Source organism: Pseudomonas sp. LBUM1649 (assembly GCF_059716155.1).
This window is the reverse complement of sequence record NZ_CP166807.1, coordinates 4896539-4919068: the sequence shown is the minus strand read 5'-3', so window position 1 is coordinate 4919068 and position 22530 is coordinate 4896539. Positions and strand designations below refer to the sequence as shown.

Sequence of the window (22530 nt, the reverse complement as noted above, 5' to 3'; positions counted from 1 at the left end):
CGTTCCCACGCTCTGCGTGGGAATGCCTCAATGGACGCTCTGCGTCCGCTTCTGGGACGCGGAGCGTCCCGGGCTGCATTCCCACGCAGAGCGTGGGAACGATCAAAACTAAAAACGCGCTACACCAAAGCTGTTGGCTTGCAGCGGCCGCACCTCGGCCTCGTGACAAATATCCAGCAAATACCCGAGCAAGGTCCGGGTGTCACGTGGATCGATCAACCCGTCATCCCACAGATTGGCACTGGCATAAAGCGCCGTGGACTGGCTGTCGAGTTTCTGTGCGGTGACCTGTTCGAGCATGTCAAGCATTTTTGGGTCGGGCAACAGGCCGTCCTTGGCCTGTTTGGCCTCGGTGACGATGCGCAGCACCTTGCCGGCCTGGGCGCCGCCCATGACGGCGGTGCGGCTGTTGGGCCAGGCGAAGATGAAACGCGGGTCCAGGCCACGGCCGCACATCGCGTAGTTGCCGGCGCCATAGGAGCCGCCCACCACGATGGTCAGTTTCGGCACCCGCGCATTGGCCACCGCCTGGATCATCTTGGCGCCGTGCTTGATCACCCCTTGCTGCTCCGCTTCGGTGCCGACCATGAACCCGGTGGTGTTGTGGAAAAACAGCAGCGGTGTCTGGCTCTGGTCGCACAGTTGAATGAATTGCGCAGCCTTGCTCGCGCCCTTGGGCGTGATCGGACCGTTGTTGCCGATAAATCCGCAAGCGCGACCCTGGATTTTCAGTTGGCCGCAAACGGTCTGCTGATCGAACTCGGCCTTGAATTCGAGGAAGTTCGAGCCATCGGCGATTCGGGCGACGATCTCGCGCACGTCGTAGGGTTTTTTCGGGTCATCCGGGATCAGGCCCAGCAATTGGTCGATGGGGTAGAGCGGTTCCGGCCATTGCCTGGCAGGCAACACCGGCAAGCGCGCATTCCATGGCAGCAGGCTGACGATCTCGCGAACCTGGCGCACGCCGTCGGCATCATTCTCGGCCAGGTATTCGGCGGTGCCGGCGGTTTGCGCGTGCATCTCGGCGCCGCCCAGTTCTTCGTCGCTGGCGATTTCTCCGGTGGCCGCTTTTAAAAGAGGCGGGCCGGCCAGAAACAGCTTGGCCTTGCCACGTACCACCACCACATAGTCCGACAGCCCCGGCTGATAGGCGCCGCCTGCCGTCGCCGAGCCGTGGACCACGGTAATCTGCGGCAGGCCCATGGCCGACATGCGTGCCTGGTTGGCAAAGCTGCGCGCGCCTTCGACGAAAATTTCCGCCGCGTAATTGAGGTTTGCGCCGCCACTCTCGGCGAGGGTAATCACCGGCAGTTTGTTTTCCATGGCGATCTGTTGCAGGCGCAGGGACTTTTTCAGGCCCGAGGGGGAAATGGTGCCGCCCTTGATCGCACTGTTGTTGGCCACCACCAGCACCCGGACACCCGACACGTAACCGATCCCGGCGATCAAGCCGCCGCCGGCCGAGCTGCCGTCCTTGTCGTCGTGCAACTTGTAGCCGGCCAGGCTGGCCAGTTCGAGAAAGGGCGCGCCAGGGTCGAGCAACAGGTTGAGGCGTTCGCGGGGCAGTAACTGACCGCGTTTTTCGAACCTGGGCCTGGCGTCGGCAGCCTTGTCCAGCAGGTTCTGGTCAAGTGTGCGGACCTGCTCGACGGCGTCCAGCATTGCCGCGCGATGGCGGGCGAACTGTTCGCTGTGGGGGTCGAGTTGCGACTCAATCACCGGCATGGCTTATTCCTTGTCCTTGAGCACATCAGGCAAGTACGCGCGGTGGAAGCCGTTGTACGACTCACTGTTGGTCGCCTTGTGGATCGGCCATGCCCGTCCGCCGAGGCTGGCCGCGCCGTCGATGCGCAGGGTGCTGCCGCTGATGAACGCCGCGGCCGGGCTGAGCAGGAAAACGATCGCCGCACTGACTTCCGATTCGGTGCCGATGCGCTTGAGTGGCACGTGTTCACGCAACGTCGGAATCACCGCTCTGAGCGCACCTTCGTAGGTGTCCATGCCGCTGGACGCGATCCAGCCCGGCGCCACGGCGTTGACCCGGACCCCGGCGTGCCCCCATTCGAAGGCCGCCGTCTTGGTCAGGTTGTCCATGCCCGAGCGCGCCGCGCCCGAGTGGCCCATGCCGGGCATGCCGCCCCACATGTCGGCGAGCATGTTGACGATGGCGCCGCCGTGCTTGCTCATGGACTGGTTGAACACTTCCCGGGCCATCAGGAATCCGCCCAGCAGATTGGTGCGCATCACGGTTTCGAAACCCTTTAGATTGATCGAGGCCAGTGGCGACGGGTACTGGCCGCCGGCGTTGTTGACCAGGCCGTGAATCGGGCCGTGCTTGCGGATCAATTCGCTGACAAGGTGCGTGACCGCTTCTTCCTCACGGATATCACAGGTGCTCCAGTCAGCCTTGCCGCCATCTTCGGCGATCTCGGCGGCGACGGTTTTCAACTTCTCGGCCTTGCGCCCGACCAGCAGCACATGCGCACCGAGGGCCGCCAGTTCGTGAGCGGTGCAGCGGCCAATGCCACTGCCGCCACCGGTGACGATGATGGTCTGGCCGGCAAACACATCGGCTTTGAAAATCGAATCGTAGGCCATGAAGGCAATCCTCTAGTTGACCTGGTCGGCGATGCGCTGTGGCACCGGAATCTGGATCTCCAGCAGTTGCTGGGCGAAGGCTTTGCCCTGCGGATCGATCCGCAGGCTGGCCACGCCGCCGCCACCCAAAGCGTTTTCCAGGAGGAAATTCAGGCTGTGGGTGGCGGGCAAGTACCATCGCTCGACACGCCCGTGGATCGGGTCGAGGACATGGCTCATCCAGTCGACGATCACTTCCGGGGTCAAGGCTTCGGCGATCCACGGCAGGTACTGCGGGTCGCGGGCCATGACGCCGATGTTGCTGTGGTTGCCCTTGTCACCGGAGCGGGCGACCGCGAGCTTGACCAGGGCGACGCTGGCGTCAGCAGGTCCCGTGGGGCGGGGCGGCTCAAATGGCACGGGCAAGTCGGCGCTGTCGAGCACATCGAGGGCGGGCAGGGCGCACGGGTGGCGCTGGCCCATGAGATCAATTTCCAGCGTGCAGGCGGTTTTGTCGATCAGGAACGAAAACAAGCGGATCAGCGGATACACCGTCGGCCGGCCGCCGACGATCCCGGTCAGCCCCGGCGCCATGCCGGTGGCGGCCTGGGCGATTTCCCGGGAGAACAGGATCAATGCCTGTTTGTGCGGATGGCGCACCGCGAGCTTGATCACCACTTCGCGGCTGTCCTGGCGCTGGCCGTGGGGGCCGTAAGTGGCTTCGCTGCCGAGCAGTTCAATATTCACCTCGCTATAGGGCGCCCAGCCGCGTTGGCTGAACATCTGCGAAGTCTTGTTGATGATCGCTTCGCTGACCCTGCGGGCCTTGTCGACCGCATCGATCCCGGCGATCAGGCAACTGGCGGTGCAGCGGAAACCGTCCGGATAGGTGGCGCTGACCTTGTACTGAGCGGTTGGCGGCAAGCCTTTTGCGCCATGGACACGGACCGCGTTCTTGCCTTGCTGCACGAGTTTGACCTGCGTGAAATCGCAGACCACGTCGGGCAGCAGATAGGCCCGCGGGTCACCGATTTCGTAGAGCATCTGTTCGCCCACGGTCAAGGGTGTGACCAGGCCGCCAGTGCCTTCGGGTTTGCCGACGATGAACTGGCTGTCGGCGCTGACTTCGACGATGGGGAAACCGATGTGCTCGTAATCGGGTACATCGCGCCAGTCGGTGAAGTTGCCGCCGGTGCATTGGGCGCCACATTCGATGATGTGCCCGGCCAGCGCCGCCTGGGCCAGTTTATCGTAGTCGTGCCACGACCAGCCGAACTCATGCACCAGCGCGGCACTGACCACGGCGCTGTCGACCACGCGCCCGGTGATCACGATGTCCGCGCCCAGGCGCAGGGCTTCGACGATGCCCGGCGCGCCAAGGTAAGCGTTGGTCGAGACACACATCGGCGGCAGGGGGGCGGCGCTGAACATTTCATGAATGCCAAGGCTGCCCAGCTGTTTGAACTGCGGTTGCAGGTCATCGCCCAACAGGACGGCGATCTTCAGTGCGACCCCGGCCTTGTCGCAGGCTGCCTGCAGGGCAGCGGCACAGGCTTGTGGATTGACCCCGCCGGCATTGCTGATGACGCGGATCTTTTGTTCGGCAAGTTGAGAGAGGAGAGGACCGAGGACTTCGATGAAGTCGCTGGCGTAACCGGCCTGGGGATCTTTCATCCGTGCGCCAGCCATGATCGACAGGGAGATTTCGGCCAGGTAGTCGAAAACCAGGTAGTCCAGACGTCCGCCTTCCACCAGTTGCGCGGCGGCGGTCGAGGTGTCGCCCCAGAAGGCGCTGGCGCAACCGATGCGAATTGTTCTTGGCGCAGTCAACTCCATAACCACCTCCGGCAGCAATGCTTCGAGACTACCAAGCAAGCGCTTGGTTTGTAAACGGCTGAACTATCTTCTGCCCGAGCGCTTGCTTGGTCGTCGCCAGTTGCTTAAATTGCCAGCACAGCCCCAATGTTTCGCGGGGAGCGCGGCATTGGACTGATCGACTGTAGGAGAGAACGGGTGGATGAGCAAAAAGCCTTGAGGGTCATGCGCGAGTTGGTCGACAGCGGGCAATTGACCGACCCGGACAGCGCCCGGGGCAAGTTGCTGCAAGTGGCGGCCCACCTGTTTCGCAACAAAGGCTATGAACGTACTACCGTGCGCGACCTGGCCGGTGCCGTGGGCATCCAGTCGGGGAGTATTTTTCATCACTTCAAAAGCAAGGACGAGATCCTGCGGTCGGTGATGGAGGAGACTATTCGCTATAACACCGCGTTGATGCGTGCGGCCATCGCCGAGGCTGGCGACGTGCGCGAGCGGGTACTGGCGCTGATCCGTTGTGAATTGCAGTCCATCATGGGCGGCAGTGGCGAGGCCATGGCCGTGCTCGTCTACGAATGGCGCTCACTGTCCGATGAGGGGCAGGCCAGGGTCCTGGCGTTGCGCGATATCTATGAAGACATCTGGCTGCAGGTGCTGGGTGAAGCCAAGAGCGCCGGTTTTATCCGCGGTGATGTGTTTGTGACCCGGCGCTTTCTGACCGGGGCGTTGTCCTGGACCACCACCTGGTTTCGTGCCAATGGCAGCATGAGCCTGGATCAACTGGCCGAGGAGGCCTTGATTCTGGTGCTGGCGGGCAAATAAGGCGTGTGCGGGTCGGCAGGAAACTGGCTAACTGGGCGAAACCGCCTGGTTTCATTGCATTGATGCAGTATTTCGGGGAGTGGGTTGTTTTGATGTCTTCGCCAATTCGGACGGCTTCGCGACTTATACTGGCGGTGCTCGCGGCGTTATCAATCTTGCCGACCCAGGCCGCACAACTGGTGCGCATCGGTGCCGCACACTTTCCGCCCTATACGGTGCGCCCGGAGTCCGGTGCGGACACCGGCCTGTTGCCGCAATTGGTCGAGGCCCTCAACAGCCTGCAAAGCGATTATCAATTCGTCTTGGTACCCACCTCCATTCCCCGCCGTTTTGGCGATTTCAAGCAAGGCCGGGTGGACATGGCGATCTTCGAAAACCCCGACTGGGGCTGGAGGGACATTCCCCACAGCAGCGTCGATATGGGCCTGGAAGATGCCGAAATCTTCGTGGCGCAACGCCTGCCGGAGCGACAGCAAAGCTACTTCAGCGAGCTCTCCGGCAAGCGCTTGGCGTTGTTCAGCGGGTATCACTACGAATTCGCCAACTTCAACGCCGATCCCAAGTACCTCGCCACTCACTACAACGCCACGTCGACCTATTCCCATGACAGCAACCTGCTGATGGTGCTGCGTGGCCGCGCCGATGTCGCCCTGGTCACACGGTCTTACCTGAGCGACTACTTTCTGCGCAATGAGAAAGTCGCCAATGAGTTGCTAGTGTCCGAGCGCGTTGACCAGATCTATCACCACTACGCCATTCTTCGCCCGGCCGCGCCGATCAGCGGCGAGGCCTTCGGCAAGTTGCTGCAAGGGTTGCGCGATAATGGCCAGATGTTGAAGATTTTCGACCCCTATAAAATCGCGGTATTGCCAGTGCCGGGTAACTGAGCGGGCACCGCAGGTCGCGTATCGGCTCATGGCGCTTAAATTTCCAGGCTCCACTCACGTCAACCGTTGACCTGTCGACGAATATCGTGAGCCCGACCCATGTCCAATCCGAATGTCCTGACTGCGCTGGCCTTACCGACCGGCAGCAGTCTTGTAGCCGATGAAACCGCAACCGGGCTGAGCCTGAGTCTTGAAGGCCAGCCGCTGATCCAGCTGCACCTGACGCGCGAGCCCGAGTTGCTGCTGCAGTTGCACGAGGGCGCAGTAAGCCTCGACAACCGAGCCGTCTGGGCCGCTTGCTATTGGTTGTTCGCCCGTGATCCTGTTTGCCAGCGACTGCTCTGGCAACTGGATGAAGCGCCGCCGGAAGCCTTGCTCAGCGCATTGCTGGTCCCTACCGAAACGGCCGGCCAGTATCGTAGCGAACGCACGCTGTTCTGGCAGTTGCCACAGCCGTGGGTGGGTTACTCGCTGACGGGCTGTTACCCACAGCAGATGGTCATCAGCGGTGGCAAGCGTCACCCACTGCGCCCGCCGAAGCCGCGTGGCGAGGTGTATCGGCGTTTCGATGCCAGGCTGGGGGCCTGGATTTCCCTGCGCACGGTGGATATCGACGAGGATCTTTCGCGTTTCAATCGCTGGCAGAACAGCCCTCGGGTAGCGAGTTTCTGGCAGGAGCAGGGCAGTCTCGAACAGCATCGAGAGTACCTGGGCAAACTCCAGGACGATCCCCATACCCTGACATTGATCGGTTGTTTCGACGATCAACCGTTTGCCTATTTCGAAGCCTACTGGGCCAAGGAAGATCGCATTGCACCCTTCTTTGATGCGGATGATTACGACCGTGGCATTCATATGCTGGTGGGGGAAGAAAATCACCGTGGTCCGCACAAGGTGGCGAGCTGGCTGTCGGCGTTGGTGCACTACCTGTTTCTCGATGATCCACGGACCCAGCGGGTGGTCGCCGAGCCTCGTGCCGACAACGCGAAGATGATCGGGCACATGCAGGGACAGGAGTTTCATTGCGAGAAGGAATTCGACTTTCCACACAAGCGCGCAGCATTGATGGCGCTGGGGCGCGAGCGGTTTTTTGATCGCTGCTCGTTGACCTGAACCGGGACAACGCCAAAAAATCGTCCGAATGCAGTGCGCAGCTTCGGACGATTTTGCAGTTAGCGATCCTGCGCTTCCTTGGCGTCCATTTCCGCATTGCGTTCGGCGACGCGTTTGCGCTGTTCATCGGTCAGCTCAACCTTGTGGGCGGTGTCGCGCAGCATCATCAAACCGCCAACGATAGAGCCAATGGCAACCACCAGAATCAACCAGGCATACCAGGGCATAGGACCTCCTTGAAAGCCGGACGGCGGGCGAGGGTTTCGCCTGTCGAACGTGCATACCAATTTGAGCGATTGGATTTCGCAGTGGTTCCATTCTATGCCTGTTCTGCGTCGTTCACCCCTGCGTTGTTGCCTGCCCTGCCGCCTTCGCGAGCAGGCTTGCTCCCACAGGTTTTTGCAGTGTCTGGGCTAACGCATTCCCCCCCTGTGGGAGCGAGCTTGCTCGCGATGAGGCCCGCCAGTACAACGCTGCAGCAAAGCCATAAACCCACTCTTTACGCTTTATTTATGCCCCGCCACACCCCTCGGTCTCGTTCCTTTACAGCCTCCCTGCCGACAATGCCTCCACACGCGGCAATACGCCGTAACACGGAGAACTTCCATGAGCGTTCTGGACGGAGTGTCACTGCTGCTGGCAGTGGGGCTGTTCATTTATCTGTTGGTTGCGCTGTTGCGCGCGGACCGGAACTAGGAGCGGCTATGCACAGTTATGACTATTGGCTGATCCTGGCGTTTTTCGCCCTGGTATTGGTCCCGGCGCCGTTTCTTGGGCGTTTCTACTACAAGGTCATGGAAGGCCAGCGCACCTGGCTGACGCCGATCCTCGGTCCGGTCGAACGCGGTTGTTATCGTCTGGCCGGCGTTGATCCGCAGGCCGAACAGAGCTGGCAGAAGTACACCCTGGCCTTGCTCGCCTTCAACCTTGCGGGTTTTCTGCTGTTGTTCGCGATCCTGTTGTTCCAGGACCACTTGCCGCTGAACCCGCAAAATCTGCCGGGCCAGGAGTGGACGCTGGCGTTCAACACCGCCATCAGCTTTATGACCAACACCAATTGGCAGGCCTACAGCGGCGAAGCATCGCTGAGTTACCTGAGCCAGATGGTCGGCCTCACCGTGCAGAACTTCGTCAGCGCCGCCACCGGCCTCGCTGTACTGGTTGCTCTGTGCCGCGGCATCGGCCGCAAGTCCTCCCAATCCCTGGGCAACTTCTGGGTCGACATGACTCGCGCCACACTCTACGGGTTGCTGCCACTGTGCCTGCTGCTGGCGCTGTACCTGGTCTGGCAGGGCGTGCCGCAAACCTTCGCGCAGTACCTGAATGCCGTGACCGTGCAGGGTGTCGATCAGGTGATCCCGCTGGGGCCGGCCGCCAGCCAGATTGCGATCAAGCAATTGGGCACCAACGGTGGTGGCTTCTTCGGCGTGAACTCGGCGCATCCGTTCGAGAACCCGACGGCCTGGAGCAACCTGTTCGAAGTGGCGTCGATCATTCTGATTCCCGTCGCGCTGGTGTTCACCTTCGGCCATTACGTCAAAGACCTGCGTCAGAGCCGGGCGATCATTGCCTGCATGCTGGCGCTGTTCTTGATCGGCGGCGCGACGTCGCTTTGGGCTGAATACCAACCCAATCCGACCCTGGCCAACGTCGCCGTCGAACAGACCGCACCGCTGGAGGGCAAAGAGGCGCGTTTCGGTACCACGGCCACGGTGCTGTGGTCGGTGACCACCACGGCGGCCTCGAACGGTTCGGTCAATGGCATGCATGACAGCCTCAACCCGCTCAGCGGCATGGTCGCGCTGGTGAACATGATGGTTGGCGAAGTGATCTTCGGCGGCGTCGGCGCCGGGCTCTATGGCATGTTGCTCAACGTGCTGATCGCAGTGTTCCTCGCCGGCCTGATGATCGGCCGGACCCCGGAATACCTCGGCAAGAAACTGCAGGCCCGGGAGGTGCAGCTATTGGTGGTGACCTTGCTGGTGATGCCGATCGGCGTGCTGGTCCTCGGTGCGATTGCCGCCAGCCTGCCAGGGCCTGTGGCCTCGGTTAGCAATCCCGGCGCTCATGGTTTCAGCCAATTGCTCTACGCCTACACATCCGCCAGTGCCAACAACGGTTCCGCGTTCGGTGGCTTCGGTGCCAACACACCGTTCCACAACCTGATGCTGGGCCTGGGCATGTTGATCGGTCGCTTCGGCTACATCCTGCCGGTGTTGGCCCTGGCCGGCAGCCTGGCGATGAAGAAAACCGCGCCGATCGGCCAGAACAGCTTCCCGACTCATGGCCCGCTGTTTGTGACCTTGCTGACTGTGACCATTTTGCTGGTGGGTGGTTTGACCTTTCTGCCGACCCTGGCGTTGGGCCCGATTGCTGAACATTTGAGTATGGCTGCTCTTCTAAAATAAGGAGCTAAGGAATCCATCATGAATATGCACGTTCCAGCTTCAAAACCTGCTTCACCGACCAAGTCGGCCGAAGCACCGAAAACCGCGATCTCGGCCCTCTGGCGCCCGGCGCTGGTGCAAGCCTTCGTCAAGCTCGACCCGCGGCAATTGCAGCGTGCGCCAGTGATGTTGGTGGTCGAACTGACCGCGATCCTCACCACCGTCCTCTGCTTCGTCCCGGACACCGCGGTACCCACCTTCGTCGCCGCGCAGATCGCGGTGTGGCTGTGGTTCACCGTGCTGTTCGCCAACTTCGCCGAAGCCCTGGCCGAAGGTCGCGGCAAGGCCCGCGCCGACAGCCTCAAGGCCGGTAGCGAAGGCTTGAGCGCTCGGCGCAAAACCAGCAACGGCACCTTTCAGGTGGTGCCCGCCGCCAGCCTGCGCAAAGGGGATGTGGTGCGCGTCGAAGCGGGGGAGATGATCCCCGGTGACGGCGAAGTGATCGAAGGCATCGCGGCGGTCAACGAAGCGGCAATCACCGGTGAATCGGCGCCGGTGATTCGTGAATCCGGTGGCGACCGCTCGGCGGTTACCGGCAACACCCGGCTGGTGTCTGACTGGCTGTTGGTGAAGATCACCGTCAACCCCGGCGAGTCGACCCTGGATCGCATGATCGCCCTGGTCGAAGGCGCCAAGCGTCAGAAAACCCCGAACGAAGTGGCGCTCGACATCCTGTTGATCGGCCTGACCCTGATCTTCCTGCTCGTGGTGGTCACCCTGCAGCCGTTCGCCCACTTCGCCAATGGCAGCCTGCCGCTGGTGTTCCTGGTGGCGTTACTGGTCACGCTGATCCCGACCACGATTGGCGGTTTGCTGTCGGCCATCGGTATCGCCGGCATGGACCGCCTGGTGCGCCTGAACGTGATCGCCAAGTCCGGTCGCGCCGTGGAAGCGGCGGGGGACGTGCACGTCCTGCTGCTGGACAAGACCGGCACCATCACCTTCGGCAACCGTCGTTGCACCGCCGTTGTTACGGCTCCGGGTGTGACGGCCAGGGAACTGGCCGAGGGTGCCTTGTTTGCCTCCCTGGCCGATGACACGGCGGAAGGTAAATCCATCGTCGAATACCTGCGTGGCACGCAACCGCAACCTGAGCCCGCCGCGCAATTGCTGACGGCTGTACCGTTCAGCGCCGAAACCCGGCTGTCGGGTGTCGACTATCAGGGCCGCGTGTATCGCAAGGGCGCAGTGGATTCGCTGCTGGCGTTTGTCGGCCTCAAACGCGCCGACCTGGCCGCGCCGCTGTCCCGGGAAATCGACAAGATTGCCCAGAGTGGCGGCACGCCGTTGCTGGTTTGCGCCGACGGCAAACTGCTCGGTGCGATCCACCTCAAGGACGTGGTCAAGCCCGGCATCCGTGAACGTTTCGCCGAGCTGCGCAAACTGGGGATCCGCACCGTCATGGTGACCGGCGACAACCCGCTGACCGCTGCAGCGATCGCTGCCGAAGCCGGTGTGGACGACGTGCTGGCCGAAGCCACGCCGGAGAAAAAACTGGCGCGCATTCGTCACGAGCAGAACGACGGTCGCCTGGTCGCCATGTGCGGTGACGGCGCCAACGACGCTCCGGCCCTGGCCCAGGCGGACGTGGGCATGGCAATGAACGACGGGACCCAGGCGGCGCGCGAGGCGGCGAACATGGTCGACCTCGACAGCGACCCGACCAAGCTGCTCGACGTTGTGCAGATCGGCAAGGAATTGTTGGTGACCCGCGGCGCGCTGACGACCTTTTCCATCGCCAACGACGTGGCCAAGTATTTCGCCATCCTGCCGGCCCTGTTTGCTGCGATCTACCCGCAACTGGGCGTGTTGAACGTCATGCAGCTGCACAGCCCGCAGAGCGCGATTCTCTCGGCGATCGTGTTCAACGCCCTGATCATCGTGGTGCTGATCCCCCTGGCGTTGCGCGGTGTGCGCGTGCAGGCGGCGAGTGCGGCGGCGTTGCTGCGGCGCAATTTGCTGATCTATGGCCTGGGCGGGATTGCGGTGCCGTTCGTGGGTATCAAGGCGATCGACATGCTGTTGACGGCGTTGCATCTGGTTTGATGATTGCTGGCTGGGGGCTGCTTTTTGTGGCGAGGGGATTTATCCCCGTTGGGCTGCGCAGCAGCCCCAAAACCTGCAATTTCATTTCTTCAGACATATTGCATGTGACAGGTTGGGGGCCGCTGCGCAGCCCAACGGGGATAAATCCCCTCGCCACAAAAAGCGGTGGCGGTTTCAACTATCGAATTCGAGGATTTTGAAATGTCCACAATGATACGTCCGGCCCTGAGCCTGCTGGTCCTGATGACCCTGATCACCGGTGTCGCCTATCCCCTGGTGGTCACCGGCGTGGCCCAGGTCGCCTTCCCGAATCAGGCCAATGGCAGCCTGATGCGCGATGCCGAGGGCAAGGTCCGCGGCTCATCGCTGATTGCCCAGGATTTCGTCGGTGACGCCTGGTTCCATCCACGGCCATCGGCTGGTGCATTCGCTACTGTGTCGAGCGGCGCCAGCAACCTGTCGCCGAGCAACCCGGCTCTGGCCACTCGTGTGATCGACGACGCCAACAAACTGCTGGTACCAGGTCAAGGGCCCGTGCCGTTGGCCATGCTCACCACCTCCGGCAGCGGCCTCGATCCGCACTTGCCACCGGCCGCGATTGCCTATCAACTGACGCGTGTTGCGGCGGCGCGCAATCTGCCGGTTGCGACGCTTCAGAACCTGTTGGATGCGCACATCGAGCAGCCGTTGGTAGGCCCGCCGGTGGTGAATGTGCTTGAGTTGAATCTGGCGCTGGAAAAGCTGTAGAGCAAAAGATCGCAGGCTGCGCCAGCTCCAGGGTGTACGCCGCCCAATGTAGGAGCTGCCGAAGGCTGCGATCTTTTAGGCAACTCTCCATTTAAAGACGAACAAGGCAAAGACAAATGAGCGACTCCGGCCGCGCCGACGCGCTGTTAGCAGACCTGCCCCGCGATGGCCGTGGCCGGCTCAAGGTTTTCCTGGGCGCCGCGCCCGGCGTCGGCAAGACCTACGCCATGCTGCAAGCGGCCCACACCCAACTGCGCCAAGGCGTGAAACTCATCGCCGGCGTGGTCGAAACTCATGGCCGCGCGGAGACCGAAGCGCTGCTCGGTGGCCTTCCGCAGCAACCGCTGGTGCGCTCGGAATACCGTGGCGTGATGCTCGAAGAAATGGACCTCGACGGCTTGATCAAAGCCAAGCCGAAACTGGTGCTGGTGGATGAGCTGGCCCACACCAACGCCCCCGGCAGCCGCCACGCCAAGCGCTGGCAAGACATCCAGGAATTGCTCGCCGCCGGTATTGATGTGTACACCACGGTCAATGTGCAGCACCTGGAGAGCCTTAACGATCAGGTGCGCGGTATCACCGGCGTACAGATCCGCGAAACCCTGCCCGACTGGGTGCTGCAAGAAGCCTATGAACTGCTGCTGATCGACTTGCCACCGCGCGAATTGCTCGAGCGTTTGCGCGACGGCAAGGTCTACGTGCCCGAGCAGGCGAGGGCGGCCATCGATGCGTATTTCTCCCAGACCAACCTCACAGCGCTGCGTGAATTGGCAATGCAAACCGCGGCGGCCCAGGTCGATAACGACCTGGCCCAGGGCTATCGCCAGCTCGGTCAGGCGGCGCCAGCGGTGCGCGGTCGTTTGCTGGTCGGGGTCGATGGTGATGCCCAGGCCGAACGTCTGGTGCGACACGCCAGCCGCGTCGCTCAGCGTCGACATCTGCCGTGGAGCCTGGTCCATGTGGACAACGGCAGCGTGCGTGACGAGCAGTCGCGCCTGCGCCTGCAAAGTGCCCAGCAACTGGCCGAACGCCTGGGCGGCGAAGTGGTATTGCTGCGGGCCGGCGAAGTGGCCAAGACCCTGATCCAGCACGCCGCTGAACGCCGTGCCAGCCTGGTGCTGGTCGGCCAGTCCCGCCAGCGACTGCGCCGTCGGCTGTTCGGTGGCGGTTTGGCGGCGCGTTTGTTGCGCCATGCGCGCGGGCTGGAAATCAACGTCATCGACAGCGATCATGAACAGGATCAGCCACGACAACGCCAGGTACAGTCGCTGGTGTGGTTCGACTATGCGCTGGCGCTGATTGCGACTGTGCTCGCCAGTGCCCTGGCCTGGGCGGTGGCGAGTGTTTTGCCGCTGCCGAATATTTCGCTGGTGTTCCTCGCCGCCGTGTTGCTGGTGGCGGTGCGAAGCAGCCTGGGCCCGGCGCTGGCCTGTGCCGTGCTGTCGTTTCTGACCTACGACTTCTTGTTCATCCCACCGAATTTTTCCTTTCGCATCCAGCGCGAAGAAGATGTGCTGACCTTGCTGTTTTTCCTGCTGATGGCGGCGCTCACGGGTAACCTCGCGGCGCAACAGCGACGGCAATTGCAGGCCTTGCGCGACACCCAGGAGGAAACGAGTGAATTGCTCGACCTGTCGCGCAAACTCACCGCAGCCACTGACCGTCAGGCCGTGATCAATGCCGCCGCCCATCACCTTGAGGGCTGGAGCGACCTGCAACTGTGCCTGCTCAATCGCGACGGCCAGAGCGGCTGGAAAGTCGAAACCGGTGGCCCACTGGAATTTACCGAAGCCGAACGCGCCGCCGCCGATTGGGCCTGGCAACACGATCAACCGGCGGGCGCGGGCACCGGCACCTTGCCGTTCGGGCGTTGGTGGTGGTGGCCGTTATCGGTGGAGGACGGTCCGCTGGCGCTGCTCGGCGTGTGTGCCAAAGAAGGCCAGACCTTGAGCGGCCAGCGTCGACGGTTGCTGACCGCACTGAGTCAGCCGCTGGCCCAGGCGCTGGCCCGCGCGCGATTGGCCGATGATCTTGAAGCTGCGCGACTGCACGGAGAAACCGAGCAACTGCGCAGTGCCTTGCTGGCCTCGGTGTCCCATGATTTGCGCACGCCACTGACCTCCATGCGCGGCAGCATCGATAGCCTGTTGGCCCTCGGTGAGGCCATCCCCCTGGAGGATCGCCGTGAACTGCTGGAAGGTACCCGCGACGAAGCCGAACGCCTTGATCGCTACATTCAAAACCTGCTGGACATGACCCGCCTCGGTCACGGCGCGCTGAAGCTGGCACGGGACTGGGTATCGCCAGCGGACATCGTCGGCAGTGCGCTCAATCGCCTGCGCGCCGTGCTGGCGCCGTTGCAGGTCAGCACGGAAATGCCGGCGCAACTGCCGCTGCTGTTCGTCCACGCCGCGCTGATCGAGCAGGCCTTGGTCAACGTGCTGGAAAACGCCGCACGTTTCTCGCCGTCCCATGGGCGCCTGCAATTGCGCGCTGGGGCCGATGACACGGAGCTGTTTTTCTCGGTAAGCGACGAAGGGCCGGGGATTCCGGAAGCGGAGCGGGCGAAGATTTTCGACATGTTCTACACCGCCGCCCGTGGTGACCGCGGCGGGCAGGGCACGGGGCTGGGGCTGGCGATCTGTCAGGGCATGGTCGGCGCCCATGGCGGGCGAATCAGCGTCGCCGACGGTATTGAAGGGCGCGGCACCTGCATCACCTTGCACCTGCCCTTGCAGGCTCAGCCTGCCCTTGAAGATTGAGAGCCGAAGGTGAAGCCTGATCGTGCTAGCGTTACTCCCTGCCAACTCTCTTTTTTGATGTGAATCCATGAGCCAGACCGCGACCATTTTGGTCATCGACGACGAACCGCAGATCCGTAAATTCCTGCGCATCAGCCTCGCTTCGCAGGGCTACAAAGTGTTGGAGGCCGGTACCGGCACCGAAGGCCTGGCGCAAGCGGCGTTGTACAAACCGGACTTGCTGGTGCTCGACCTCGGCCTGCCGGACATGGACGGCCAACAGGTGCTGCGCGAGTTTCGCGAGTGGTCGACGGTGCCGGTGCTGGTGCTCTCTGTGCGTGCCGGTGAAGGGCAGAAAGTCGAGGCGCTGGACGGTGGCGCCAATGACTACGTGACCAAGCCCTTTGGTATCCAGGAATTCCTGGCGCGGATTCGCGCGCTATTGCGTCAGGCTCCGGTGGGTGAGGCCCAGCAAGCGGCGCTGGTGTTCGGCCCGCTGACGGTGGACCTGGCCTATCGCCGGGTACTGCTCGACGGCAGCGAAGTCGCACTGACTCGCAAGGAGTACGCGGTGCTGGCGCAACTGGCACGGCATCCCGGACGGGTCATCACCCAGCAGCAACTGCTCAAGGACATCTGGGGGCCGACCCATACCGAAGACACGCATTACTTGCGGATCGTGGTCGGGCATCTGCGCCAGAAACTGGCGGATGATCCTACCCAGCCACGGTTTATCGTGACCGAGGCGGGGGTTGGGTATCGGTTACTCGATTCATGAGCGTTCCCACGCTCTGCGTGGGAACGCCGCCATGGACGCTCCGCGTCCGCTATTGAGTTCGTGACGCGGAGCGTCACAGGATGCATTCCTTTGCTGCGCGTGGGAACGATCGTCGTTTCAGGAATCCCGCTCACTCTCATACCGATCCAGTGTATCGCGCGCAATCTCCCGTCCCAGCGCTATCAACTCCGGCGCCTTGTAGAACTCGAAAAACCGGCACACCCGTTTCGGCACGTTGATCAGGATGTCCGGCGGGTACCCGGCAATCTTGTATTGCGCCAAAGAGGTCTGCATCACCTCGAAACTCTGGTTGATCAAATCCAGCAGGGACGCCGGCCCCACGTTGTCGATGATGAACGACCCGGTGGCGGACTTCGGCGCACCGTCTCGTTCTGGCGCGGCCGCCGGTTGTTGGGCTTCAGGCTTGGCAGACTCGACCCAAGGGTTGATCTCCGCCGCTTCGGCCAGCAACGCTTCCTTCTCCAGCAGCAGCAATTGTTCGGCCTGCTTGCGCCGGAACGGCATCTTCGAACCCAGGGAACTGATCAGGCTGTCGAAGCGGGTCTTGAACGCGGCCGGGCGCTGGATCACCGGCAACTGGTAGTGGCGCTGGTTGGTGGAGTTGAGGTTGACCGCGATGATCAGGTCGCAATGGCTCGACACCACCGGCACGATCGGCAATGGGTTGAGGATGCCGCCATCCACCAGCATGCGATTACCCTGCATCACCGGTGTAAACAGACTGGGAATCGCCGCCGAGGCACGCATTGCCTGGTGCAGGCAGCCCTCCTGGAACCAGATTTCCTGCTGGTTGGTCAGGTCGGTGGCCACCGCCGTATAGGGGATGCGCAGGTCTTCGATATTGATTTCGCCAACGATCTTGCGGATCCGCCCGAAGACCTTTTCCCCGCGGATTGCCCCCAGACGAAAACTGACATCCACCAGGCGCAACACGTCGAGGTAATCCAGGCTCTCGATCCAGTCGCGATAATCATCGAGTTTGCCGGCGGCGTAGATCCCGCCGACCACCGCCCCCATGGAACAACCGGCGATACAGGCGATATCGTAGCCACGCCGTTCGATTTCCTGGATGACGCCGATATGGGCATAGCCCCGGGCTCCACCCGAGCCCAACACCAGTGCGACACGCTTTTTCATTGATCGCCCTCGTTTGAATGGTTCAACAATGCACCCATCGAGGGGCCCGCTTCAATCGCCAGGTCGTTCGGTCGCGCGAACGGGTCGTTTTTTCGACACTCCAAGGCGGCAGATGGGTATTCTCGCGCCGCAGGGTTTGGGTTGGCGATGGACGGCACTTTTTGCCCGCCAGACCGTCCTACCTGCATGAGTGTTTACCTATCTTTGAGGTGTAAGAAATGAAAGCTTGGATCTGTGTGCCACTGATTGCTTTGGCACTGGCCGGTTGTGCCGGCAAAACCGCTTATCGCGACAGCTGCGGCAGCCAGCTCGATGCCGCCTGGCGTGAGCTGGACCTGGCCAAGGCCGAAGGTTTCGCCGGTAACGTCAGTTATTCAAAGGCGTTGTCGCTGTTGACCGCGGCCAAGACCCAGCAGCAATTCGAAGGCTTCGAGGGCTGCTCGAAGAAGGCCGAGAAGGCGCGTTTCTACATTCGTGAATCGCGCGCGGGGCGATAGGCGATAGAAGCAGCTATAAGTTATAAGCTGCAAGCTACAAGTCAGTTCGCTTGCAGCTTGCAGCTTGTAGCTGTTTACGGAGTAAACCAATGATCGATAGGTTGGTGGCCCGGGTCCTGGGCCTGGAAATTCGTCTGCTGGCCTGTCAGGCACGCTTGAGTGCCCACACCGACCCTGAGGCATTGCACGATTTGCGCACCACTGTGCGCCGGTTGCGCAGCCTGTTGCGGCCGTTGCGGGGTTTGCCCGGGGTCGAGCAGTTGGAAGTGGCGGCATCCCGGGTGGGCGACTTGACCACACCATTGCGTGATCGCGAAGTAATGGCGGCCTACTTGCTCGAGCACGATCAAGCAGAAGCCGCGCAATGGCGCATGGCGCAAATGGCCAAGGCTTATCCCGCGGTGGCGACCAGTAACGAGCTTGCGCAGTTGCTGATGATCCTCGATGCCTTCCCGCGATTCCTGCGCGCCGCCCAGCGTCAGGGGTTGCTCAAGGGGCTCGGCAAGCGCATCGAAAAACGCCTGGGCAAGCAGTGGAAGAAACTCGACACCGCCCTGCACGATCCCGCCCATGACCGTCATCGTTTGCGCCTGCTGATCAAGCGCGTGCGTTATGGCATCGACGCCTATCCCGAACTGGATCGCCTGCCCAAGGCCGCCATGCCCCGACTGAAATCGGCCCAGGGGGCCCTGGGGGACTGGCACGACTGTGTGCAATGGCTGGCCATGGCCGAGCAGGAAGCGGATTTGCAACCTTGTGTCGCCGTTTGGCAATCCACCATGGCCGTGGCCGAACAGCGCGCCGACCGTGTGCTGGACAAGCTCAGCAAGGCCTGTTTCAAATCCTGAAACCATCACGGCCCCCTGTAGGAGCGAGCATGCTCGCGAAAAACCAGAGAGCACCGCGGGGTGTTAGGCTCCCCGCGTCATCGTTGACATCCATCGCGAGCATGCTCGCTCCTACAGGGGCACAGGCGGCTCATCTGTCAGTCAATTTGACTGTAATAGGCACTGTACAGCCTTCGCGAGCTGGTTAAGATCCCGTCATCCTTTTTCTTTTCTTGAGGTTTTCATGCGCTTTTGCGATCTGCTCGACGCTGTCCGCCGTCAACCACTGGAACTGTCGATCCCGGCCGGATGGGCGCAAGGCCGCGCCAGTTTCGGCGGCCTGGTGGCTGCCTTGCAATACGAAGCCATGCGCGCCAAGGTGCCGGCGGACCGGCCGGTGCGCTCGCTGGCAATCACCTTTGTCGGCCCGGTCGAACCCGACGTGCCGGTCAGTTTTGAAGTCGATGTGCTGCGCGAGGGCAAGGCCGTCAGCCAGGTGCTGGGCCGGGCGATGCAGAGGGGCCAGGTGGTGACCCTGGTCCAGGGCAGCTTCGGCGCCTCGCGTCCATCGCAAGTGAAGGTGCAAGCAGAGCCGGCGCCAGAAATGAAGCATTGGGACGACTGCCAGGAGCTGCCTTTCATCGAGGGCGTGGTCCCGCAATTCATGCAGCATCTGGCAATGCGCTGGAGTGTTGGCGGGTTGCCATTCACCGGCAATACATCCCGCCAGATGGGCGGCTGGGTGCGCTTGCGCGGTGATGTGAAGGAGGAGCCGGTCACCGAGGCGCACATCCTGGCGCTGGTGGATGCCTGGCCACCGGCCCTGATGCCGTTTCTGAAGAAGCCGGCGATGGGCAGCACACTGACCTGGACCATCGAATTCGTCCAGCCATTGCTGGAGCTGAGCACTCTGGACTGGTGCAAATACCTGGTTGAAACCGAACATGCCGCGGACGGCTACGGCCATGCCGCCGCGAAGCTGCTGGACGTGGAGGGGCGATTGATTGCCATGAGCCGGCAGACGGTGACGGTGTTCGCCTGATTAATGACGACGGTGGCGCTCCCGCCAGGCGCGCCACCAGCCGCCGCTGAGGAAAAACCGTGGGAAGGTCAGGAACTGCTCGACCAGCAAGCGCGAGAGCGCATCTTTACGATCGCTGAACGGCTCGGAGGCTTGCGCCTCCAGGTTATGGCCGTGGCGTTGCAAACCCAGGGCGGCAATCACACCGATGACGCCGATGGCGAAATTTGCCAGGTTCAGGCCGAACACCCCGGTGACGATCAGCAGAAAGGCGACGATGAACAAGGGCACGGCAATCAGGTGCAACACCAGATTGGTCGGGTGCTGGTGATTGTTCGGGTACGCACGCCATTGCCAGGCGGGAAGATTGGGGTGACGTTTACCCATGATGCCGATCCTCGATCCATGTTGAACTCATGAGTGAAGGATAGGCCCGGTAAATGCGGGCGGCGAATCAAGCTTGGCTATCGAAGCGATAGGGATCATGGTCATTATCGATGTTGCCTGCGAAGAGACCTTTACAGCCGGAGCTGCCCGATCGCCTTGCTCAACTCCCCGGCCAACACCGCCAGCTCATCGCTGGTGGTTGCCGAGCTGACGGTCTGGCGCACCGTATTCTCGGTCACATCGCGGATGCTCACCACCGCCCGGTTCATCTCTTCGGCCACCTGGCTTTGTTGCTCGGCCGCCACGGCGATCTGTGTGTTGCTTTCGCGCATCTGCGCCACTGCCCCGGTGATCTGCGCCAACGCGGCCCCAGCCTCCTGGGCTTGCTGTACGCATTCGTCGGCCTTGAATGAACTCTCCTGCATGAAGTCCACCGCATCGCGAGTGCCCGATTGCAATGCGGACACCATCACGGTGATTTCATCGGTGGAGGTTTGTACGCGCTTGGCCAGGTTGCGCACTTCATCGGCGACCACCGCAAACCCACGGCCCATTTCACCGGCCCGGGCTGCTTCAATCGCCGCGTTCAGCGCCAGCAGATTGGTCTGCTCGGCAATGCTGTGAATCACATTGACTACACCGTTGATCTTCTGGCTGTCCTCGGCCAGGCGCTGGATCATCTCGGCGGTCTGCTGCACTCCGGTAGACAGTCCGGCAATCGATCGTTGCACCCGCATGACCACTTCTTGCCCGCTGCCAGCCAAGGTGTCGGCGGATTGCGACAGGTCGCGGGTGGCACCGGCGTGCTGGGCGATGTGATAGACGGTGGCGGTCATTTCATTGATGGCCGTTGCCGCCTGATCGGTTTCGCTCTGCTGGCCAAGCATGCCGTGACGCACTTCATTCATGCTCGATGCCAGGCGTGCGGCGCCGTCGTCCAGTTGCCGGACCGTGCTGGCGACGGTGCTGACCACGCGTTGGTAACCGGCCTGCATGGCGTTGAAAGCGTTGGCCATCTGCCCGACTTCGTCACTGCAGGTCAGCGGGACGCGGGCCGACAGGTCGCCGGTTTTTTCAACGTGGAGCATCACGTCTTTCAAGGTATTGAGCTGACTGAGCAAAAAACGGATCAACAACTGTGAGGCACCGAGCATCGCCAGCATCAGGATGAACACCGCCAGCGCATAGTTGGCAACGCGCTCGCCCATCACCTGGCTCAGGCTTGGGCCATAGGCAATCAGCGCAACCCGCTGGCCATCTGCGCGGGTAAAGACTTCGGCGCCGATCGGCAGGTTATCACCGAAATACCGCGGCGCATCGATCTCGATCCAGCCGTTGGCGTCGGCCAGTGCGGGCACCGGCTGTCCGTTCAGCCGCGGTACCTGGCCGTGATCGAACGTCAGCAGATTCTCCGCCCTGGGCAGCGGCTGCCCGGCAGGCCAGGCCGCGAGCAATCGCGCCTGAGCCTGGGCCGATACCTGGGCGGCATGGCTGCGCGCTTGTTGTTCGAGTTGCAGGGCATAAAACACCAGCAGTAGCGTGGTGACGAAGGCGACGGCATTCACCGCCCAGAATTTGTACTTCAGTGAGATGTTGCTAAGCCAGGCACCCATGGAGGTCTTCTCTGATAGCGGAAACAGTTTTGGCAAGGTGCCATTATTGTGCCGCTATTCGTTGGTCGAACGCTTGATGCAGGTCAACATCGCGAGCCTTGCTTGCCCGCCGCCATCGCAGAGCGTAATGCGCTATCCTGCGCGCCCTCAAAAATTTTCTTGCTACAGGATCCGCCCCCATGAAAGCCGCACTCATCGAACTCATCAGTAACATCAGCTCCGGGTGCATGGGCGATGACGAAATCGAGAAAGTCGCTGACGAAGCGGCCCAGGCTTACGCTGATCCAGCGGCTTTCCTGAGCGCCAACCCGGACATCAACTACGACGACAGCTTCCCGATCCCGCTGGGTGAGTGGGTGGTCGTTGGCAGCCTGCCCGAGACAGTGCTGTTCCAGGCCGACACCTATGTGGACCTGTTCGCCCAGATCGTTGCCTCGTTCGGCCCGGGGGTGGCGTTCAATCTCAAGCCCAAGCAACTGGCCAAGACCGAAGCCCTGACCGCGCTGAACCGCATCCAGGTGCAGATGAGCAGCCTGAATAAGGAAAACGGCGGTTACACGCTGATGAACTTCAGCCAGTTGCTGGACGATGAACTGCAAGTGGTACTGGTCTACGGCAATGCTGTTCCGCGGGTACTCGAGCTGTGCGCCAAAGTTGGAATCGCCGCCGCTCCGTCGCTGGAAGCCTTGAAAGTGGCGATCCACGTCTGAACCGGTAAAGCTGTCAAAAAAAAGGAACCCTGGTCAGGGCCGGCTATCCTAAGAGGGCATATCACTCTTAGGGAGCGTCATCATGGGTTCCACGTTCAACAGCCTGGTTGGCCTGATCATTCTTGCCCTGGACATCTGGGCAATCATCAACGTGTTGAAAAGCGGTGCCGAAACCGGGATGAAAATCTTCTGGGTGCTGTTGATCCTGTTGCTGCCGGTTCTGGGCCTGATTATCTGGGCCATTGCCGGTCCCCGGGGGAATGTGCGCATCTGACAGAGGAACACCGTCTGTACGGGGCGTAAGGCGGTCTTTTTGGATGCCTGCTATTGTTGATTCGCCGGAA

General features: G+C 61.9%; 21 protein-coding genes. 14 read left to right on the top strand and 7 right to left on the bottom strand.

Features of this window, described 5'->3' with window-relative positions; all coding sequences use genetic code 11:
- Positions 1-108: 108 nt before the first annotated feature.
- From atuC to ACA058_RS22665, 3 genes are read right to left on the bottom strand one after another with little or no spacing between them, the layout of a single operon-like run.
- Positions 109-1725 (bottom strand): geranyl-CoA carboxylase subunit beta, encoded by a 1617-nt coding sequence (gene atuC / locus ACA058_RS22675; RefSeq protein ID WP_497635989.1) that lies wholly within the window; start codon positions 1723-1725, stop codon positions 109-111.
- Between the two features lie 3 nt (positions 1726-1728).
- The gene (locus ACA058_RS22670) at positions 1729-2598 is read right to left on the bottom strand and encodes an SDR family oxidoreductase (protein ID WP_497635988.1); all 870 of its coding nucleotides are present in this window, start codon (positions 2596-2598) and stop codon (positions 1729-1731) included.
- Positions 2599-2610: 12 nt separating this feature from the next.
- Positions 2611-4413, bottom strand: coding sequence for an acyclic terpene utilization AtuA family protein (locus tag ACA058_RS22665; protein WP_497635987.1), 1803 nt, complete (start codon positions 4411-4413; stop codon positions 2611-2613).
- Positions 4414-4590: 177 nt separating this feature from the next.
- On the opposite strand from ACA058_RS22665, the gene ACA058_RS22660 reads away from it, so the two are divergent.
- The 3 genes from ACA058_RS22660 (at position 4591) to ACA058_RS22650 (ending at position 7214) form a co-directional block, all read left to right on the top strand.
- Positions 4591-5214, top strand: a complete 624-nt coding sequence (locus ACA058_RS22660) for a TetR/AcrR family transcriptional regulator (protein WP_497635986.1) — start codon at positions 4591-4593, stop codon at positions 5212-5214.
- 92 nt (positions 5215-5306) lie between these two features.
- Complete coding sequence (locus tag ACA058_RS22655) at positions 5307-6101, top strand: substrate-binding periplasmic protein (RefSeq protein WP_497635985.1); 795 nt, start codon at positions 5307-5309, stop codon at positions 6099-6101.
- Positions 6102-6200: 99 nt separating this feature from the next.
- The gene (locus tag ACA058_RS22650; protein ID WP_497635984.1) at positions 6201-7214 is read left to right on the top strand and encodes a GNAT family N-acetyltransferase; all 1014 of its coding nucleotides are present in this window, start codon (positions 6201-6203) and stop codon (positions 7212-7214) included.
- 59 nt (positions 7215-7273) lie between these two features.
- On the opposite strand, the gene ACA058_RS22645 is transcribed toward ACA058_RS22650, so the two are convergent.
- A complete protein-coding gene (locus tag ACA058_RS22645; RefSeq protein ID WP_020796133.1) occupies positions 7274-7441 on the bottom strand; it encodes a DUF2897 family protein in 168 nt (55 codons plus the stop codon).
- 379 nt (positions 7442-7820) lie between these two features.
- On the opposite strand from ACA058_RS22645, the gene kdpF reads away from it, so the two are divergent.
- The 6 genes from kdpF to ACA058_RS22615 all read left to right on the top strand — a co-directional run bounded on the left by kdpF (position 7821) and on the right by ACA058_RS22615 (position 15973).
- The gene (gene kdpF, locus ACA058_RS22640) at positions 7821-7910 is read left to right on the top strand and encodes a K(+)-transporting ATPase subunit F (RefSeq protein ID WP_007899818.1); all 90 of its coding nucleotides are present in this window, start codon (positions 7821-7823) and stop codon (positions 7908-7910) included.
- Between the two features lie 8 nt (positions 7911-7918).
- Complete coding sequence (gene kdpA, locus ACA058_RS22635) at positions 7919-9622, top strand: potassium-transporting ATPase subunit KdpA (protein WP_497635983.1); 1704 nt, start codon at positions 7919-7921, stop codon at positions 9620-9622.
- A gap of 18 nt (positions 9623-9640) precedes the next feature.
- Complete coding sequence (kdpB, locus tag ACA058_RS22630) at positions 9641-11707, top strand: potassium-transporting ATPase subunit KdpB (RefSeq protein WP_497635982.1); 2067 nt, start codon at positions 9641-9643, stop codon at positions 11705-11707.
- Between the two features lie 201 nt (positions 11708-11908).
- Positions 11909-12454, top strand: coding sequence for a potassium-transporting ATPase subunit KdpC (kdpC, locus tag ACA058_RS22625; RefSeq protein ID WP_497635981.1), 546 nt, complete (start codon positions 11909-11911; stop codon positions 12452-12454).
- 116 nt (positions 12455-12570) lie between these two features.
- Positions 12571-15216: a DUF4118 domain-containing protein gene (locus tag ACA058_RS22620; protein WP_497635980.1), complete on the top strand. Its 2646-nt coding sequence runs from the start codon at positions 12571-12573 to the stop codon at positions 15214-15216.
- Between the two features lie 67 nt (positions 15217-15283).
- A complete protein-coding gene (locus tag ACA058_RS22615) occupies positions 15284-15973 on the top strand; it encodes a response regulator (RefSeq protein ID WP_497635979.1) in 690 nt (229 codons plus the stop codon).
- A gap of 117 nt (positions 15974-16090) precedes the next feature.
- Here the strand turns inward: ACA058_RS22615 and ACA058_RS22610 are convergent, their stop codons facing one another.
- Positions 16091-17131 (bottom strand): patatin-like phospholipase family protein, encoded by a 1041-nt coding sequence (locus tag ACA058_RS22610; RefSeq protein WP_497635978.1) that lies wholly within the window; start codon positions 17129-17131, stop codon positions 16091-16093.
- A gap of 218 nt (positions 17132-17349) precedes the next feature.
- Here ACA058_RS22610 and ACA058_RS22605 point away from each other — a divergent pair, with 218 nt between their 5' ends.
- The 3 genes from ACA058_RS22605 to ACA058_RS22595 all read left to right on the top strand — a co-directional run bounded on the left by ACA058_RS22605 (position 17350) and on the right by ACA058_RS22595 (position 19497).
- Positions 17350-17628 (top strand): hypothetical protein, encoded by a 279-nt coding sequence (locus ACA058_RS22605; RefSeq protein ID WP_497635977.1) that lies wholly within the window; start codon positions 17350-17352, stop codon positions 17626-17628.
- A gap of 89 nt (positions 17629-17717) precedes the next feature.
- The gene (locus ACA058_RS22600) at positions 17718-18476 is read left to right on the top strand and encodes a CHAD domain-containing protein (protein ID WP_497635976.1); all 759 of its coding nucleotides are present in this window, start codon (positions 17718-17720) and stop codon (positions 18474-18476) included.
- A 223-nt stretch (positions 18477-18699) separates the two neighbouring features.
- Positions 18700-19497, top strand: a complete 798-nt coding sequence (locus ACA058_RS22595; RefSeq protein ID WP_497635975.1) for an acyl-CoA thioesterase — start codon at positions 18700-18702, stop codon at positions 19495-19497.
- Here ACA058_RS22595 and ACA058_RS22590 read toward each other — a convergent pair whose 3' ends face one another.
- Together ACA058_RS22590 and ACA058_RS22585 are read right to left on the bottom strand one after the other, a co-directional pair.
- Positions 19498-19863, bottom strand: a complete 366-nt coding sequence (locus tag ACA058_RS22590; protein WP_497635974.1) for an Mpo1-like protein — start codon at positions 19861-19863, stop codon at positions 19498-19500. It lies immediately after the preceding gene.
- 131 nt (positions 19864-19994) lie between these two features.
- On the bottom strand, positions 19995-21476 hold the full coding sequence (locus tag ACA058_RS22585) for a methyl-accepting chemotaxis protein (protein ID WP_497635973.1): 1482 nt from the start codon (positions 21474-21476) through the stop codon (positions 19995-19997).
- A 179-nt stretch (positions 21477-21655) separates the two neighbouring features.
- Here ACA058_RS22585 and ACA058_RS22580 point away from each other — a divergent pair, with 179 nt between their 5' ends.
- Both ACA058_RS22580 and ACA058_RS22575 read left to right on the top strand, forming a co-directional pair.
- A complete protein-coding gene (locus tag ACA058_RS22580; protein ID WP_497635972.1) occupies positions 21656-22186 on the top strand; it encodes a hypothetical protein in 531 nt (176 codons plus the stop codon).
- Positions 22187-22268: 82 nt separating this feature from the next.
- On the top strand, positions 22269-22460 hold the full coding sequence (locus ACA058_RS22575; RefSeq protein WP_020796120.1) for a PLDc N-terminal domain-containing protein: 192 nt from the start codon (positions 22269-22271) through the stop codon (positions 22458-22460).
- Positions 22461-22530 lie beyond the last annotated feature (70 nt).

Bases quoted from the DNA above. Each gene is read 5' to 3' on its own strand.
- atuC (WP_497635989.1), bottom strand. From the start codon at position 1,725: ATGCCGGTGATTGAGTCGCAACTCGACCCCCACAGCGAACAGTTCGCC.
- ACA058_RS22670 (WP_497635988.1), bottom strand. From the start codon at position 2,598: ATGGCCTACGATTCGATTTTCAAAGCCGATGTGTTTGCCGGCCAGACC.
- ACA058_RS22665 (WP_497635987.1), bottom strand. From the start codon at position 4,413: ATGGAGTTGACTGCGCCAAGAACAATTCGCATCGGTTGCGCCAGCGCC.
- ACA058_RS22655 (WP_497635985.1), top strand. From the start codon at position 5,307: ATGTCTTCGCCAATTCGGACGGCTTCGCGACTTATACTGGCGGTGCTC.
- ACA058_RS22650 (WP_497635984.1), top strand. From the start codon at position 6,201: ATGTCCAATCCGAATGTCCTGACTGCGCTGGCCTTACCGACCGGCAGC.
- ACA058_RS22645 (WP_020796133.1), bottom strand. From the start codon at position 7,441: ATGCCCTGGTATGCCTGGTTGATTCTGGTGGTTGCCATTGGCTCTATC.
- kdpF (WP_007899818.1), top strand. From the start codon at position 7,821: ATGAGCGTTCTGGACGGAGTGTCACTGCTGCTGGCAGTGGGGCTGTTC.
- kdpA (WP_497635983.1), top strand. From the start codon at position 7,919: ATGCACAGTTATGACTATTGGCTGATCCTGGCGTTTTTCGCCCTGGTA.
- kdpB (WP_497635982.1), top strand. From the start codon at position 9,641: ATGAATATGCACGTTCCAGCTTCAAAACCTGCTTCACCGACCAAGTCG.
- kdpC (WP_497635981.1), top strand. From the start codon at position 11,909: ATGTCCACAATGATACGTCCGGCCCTGAGCCTGCTGGTCCTGATGACC.
- ACA058_RS22620 (WP_497635980.1), top strand. From the start codon at position 12,571: ATGAGCGACTCCGGCCGCGCCGACGCGCTGTTAGCAGACCTGCCCCGC.
- ACA058_RS22615 (WP_497635979.1), top strand. From the start codon at position 15,284: ATGAGCCAGACCGCGACCATTTTGGTCATCGACGACGAACCGCAGATC.
- ACA058_RS22610 (WP_497635978.1), bottom strand. From the start codon at position 17,131: ATGAAAAAGCGTGTCGCACTGGTGTTGGGCTCGGGTGGAGCCCGGGGC.
- ACA058_RS22605 (WP_497635977.1), top strand. From the start codon at position 17,350: ATGAAAGCTTGGATCTGTGTGCCACTGATTGCTTTGGCACTGGCCGGT.
- ACA058_RS22600 (WP_497635976.1), top strand. From the start codon at position 17,718: ATGATCGATAGGTTGGTGGCCCGGGTCCTGGGCCTGGAAATTCGTCTG.
- ACA058_RS22595 (WP_497635975.1), top strand. From the start codon at position 18,700: ATGCGCTTTTGCGATCTGCTCGACGCTGTCCGCCGTCAACCACTGGAA.
- ACA058_RS22590 (WP_497635974.1), bottom strand. From the start codon at position 19,863: ATGGGTAAACGTCACCCCAATCTTCCCGCCTGGCAATGGCGTGCGTAC.
- ACA058_RS22585 (WP_497635973.1), bottom strand. From the start codon at position 21,476: ATGGGTGCCTGGCTTAGCAACATCTCACTGAAGTACAAATTCTGGGCG.
- ACA058_RS22580 (WP_497635972.1), top strand. From the start codon at position 21,656: ATGAAAGCCGCACTCATCGAACTCATCAGTAACATCAGCTCCGGGTGC.
- ACA058_RS22575 (WP_020796120.1), top strand. From the start codon at position 22,269: ATGGGTTCCACGTTCAACAGCCTGGTTGGCCTGATCATTCTTGCCCTG.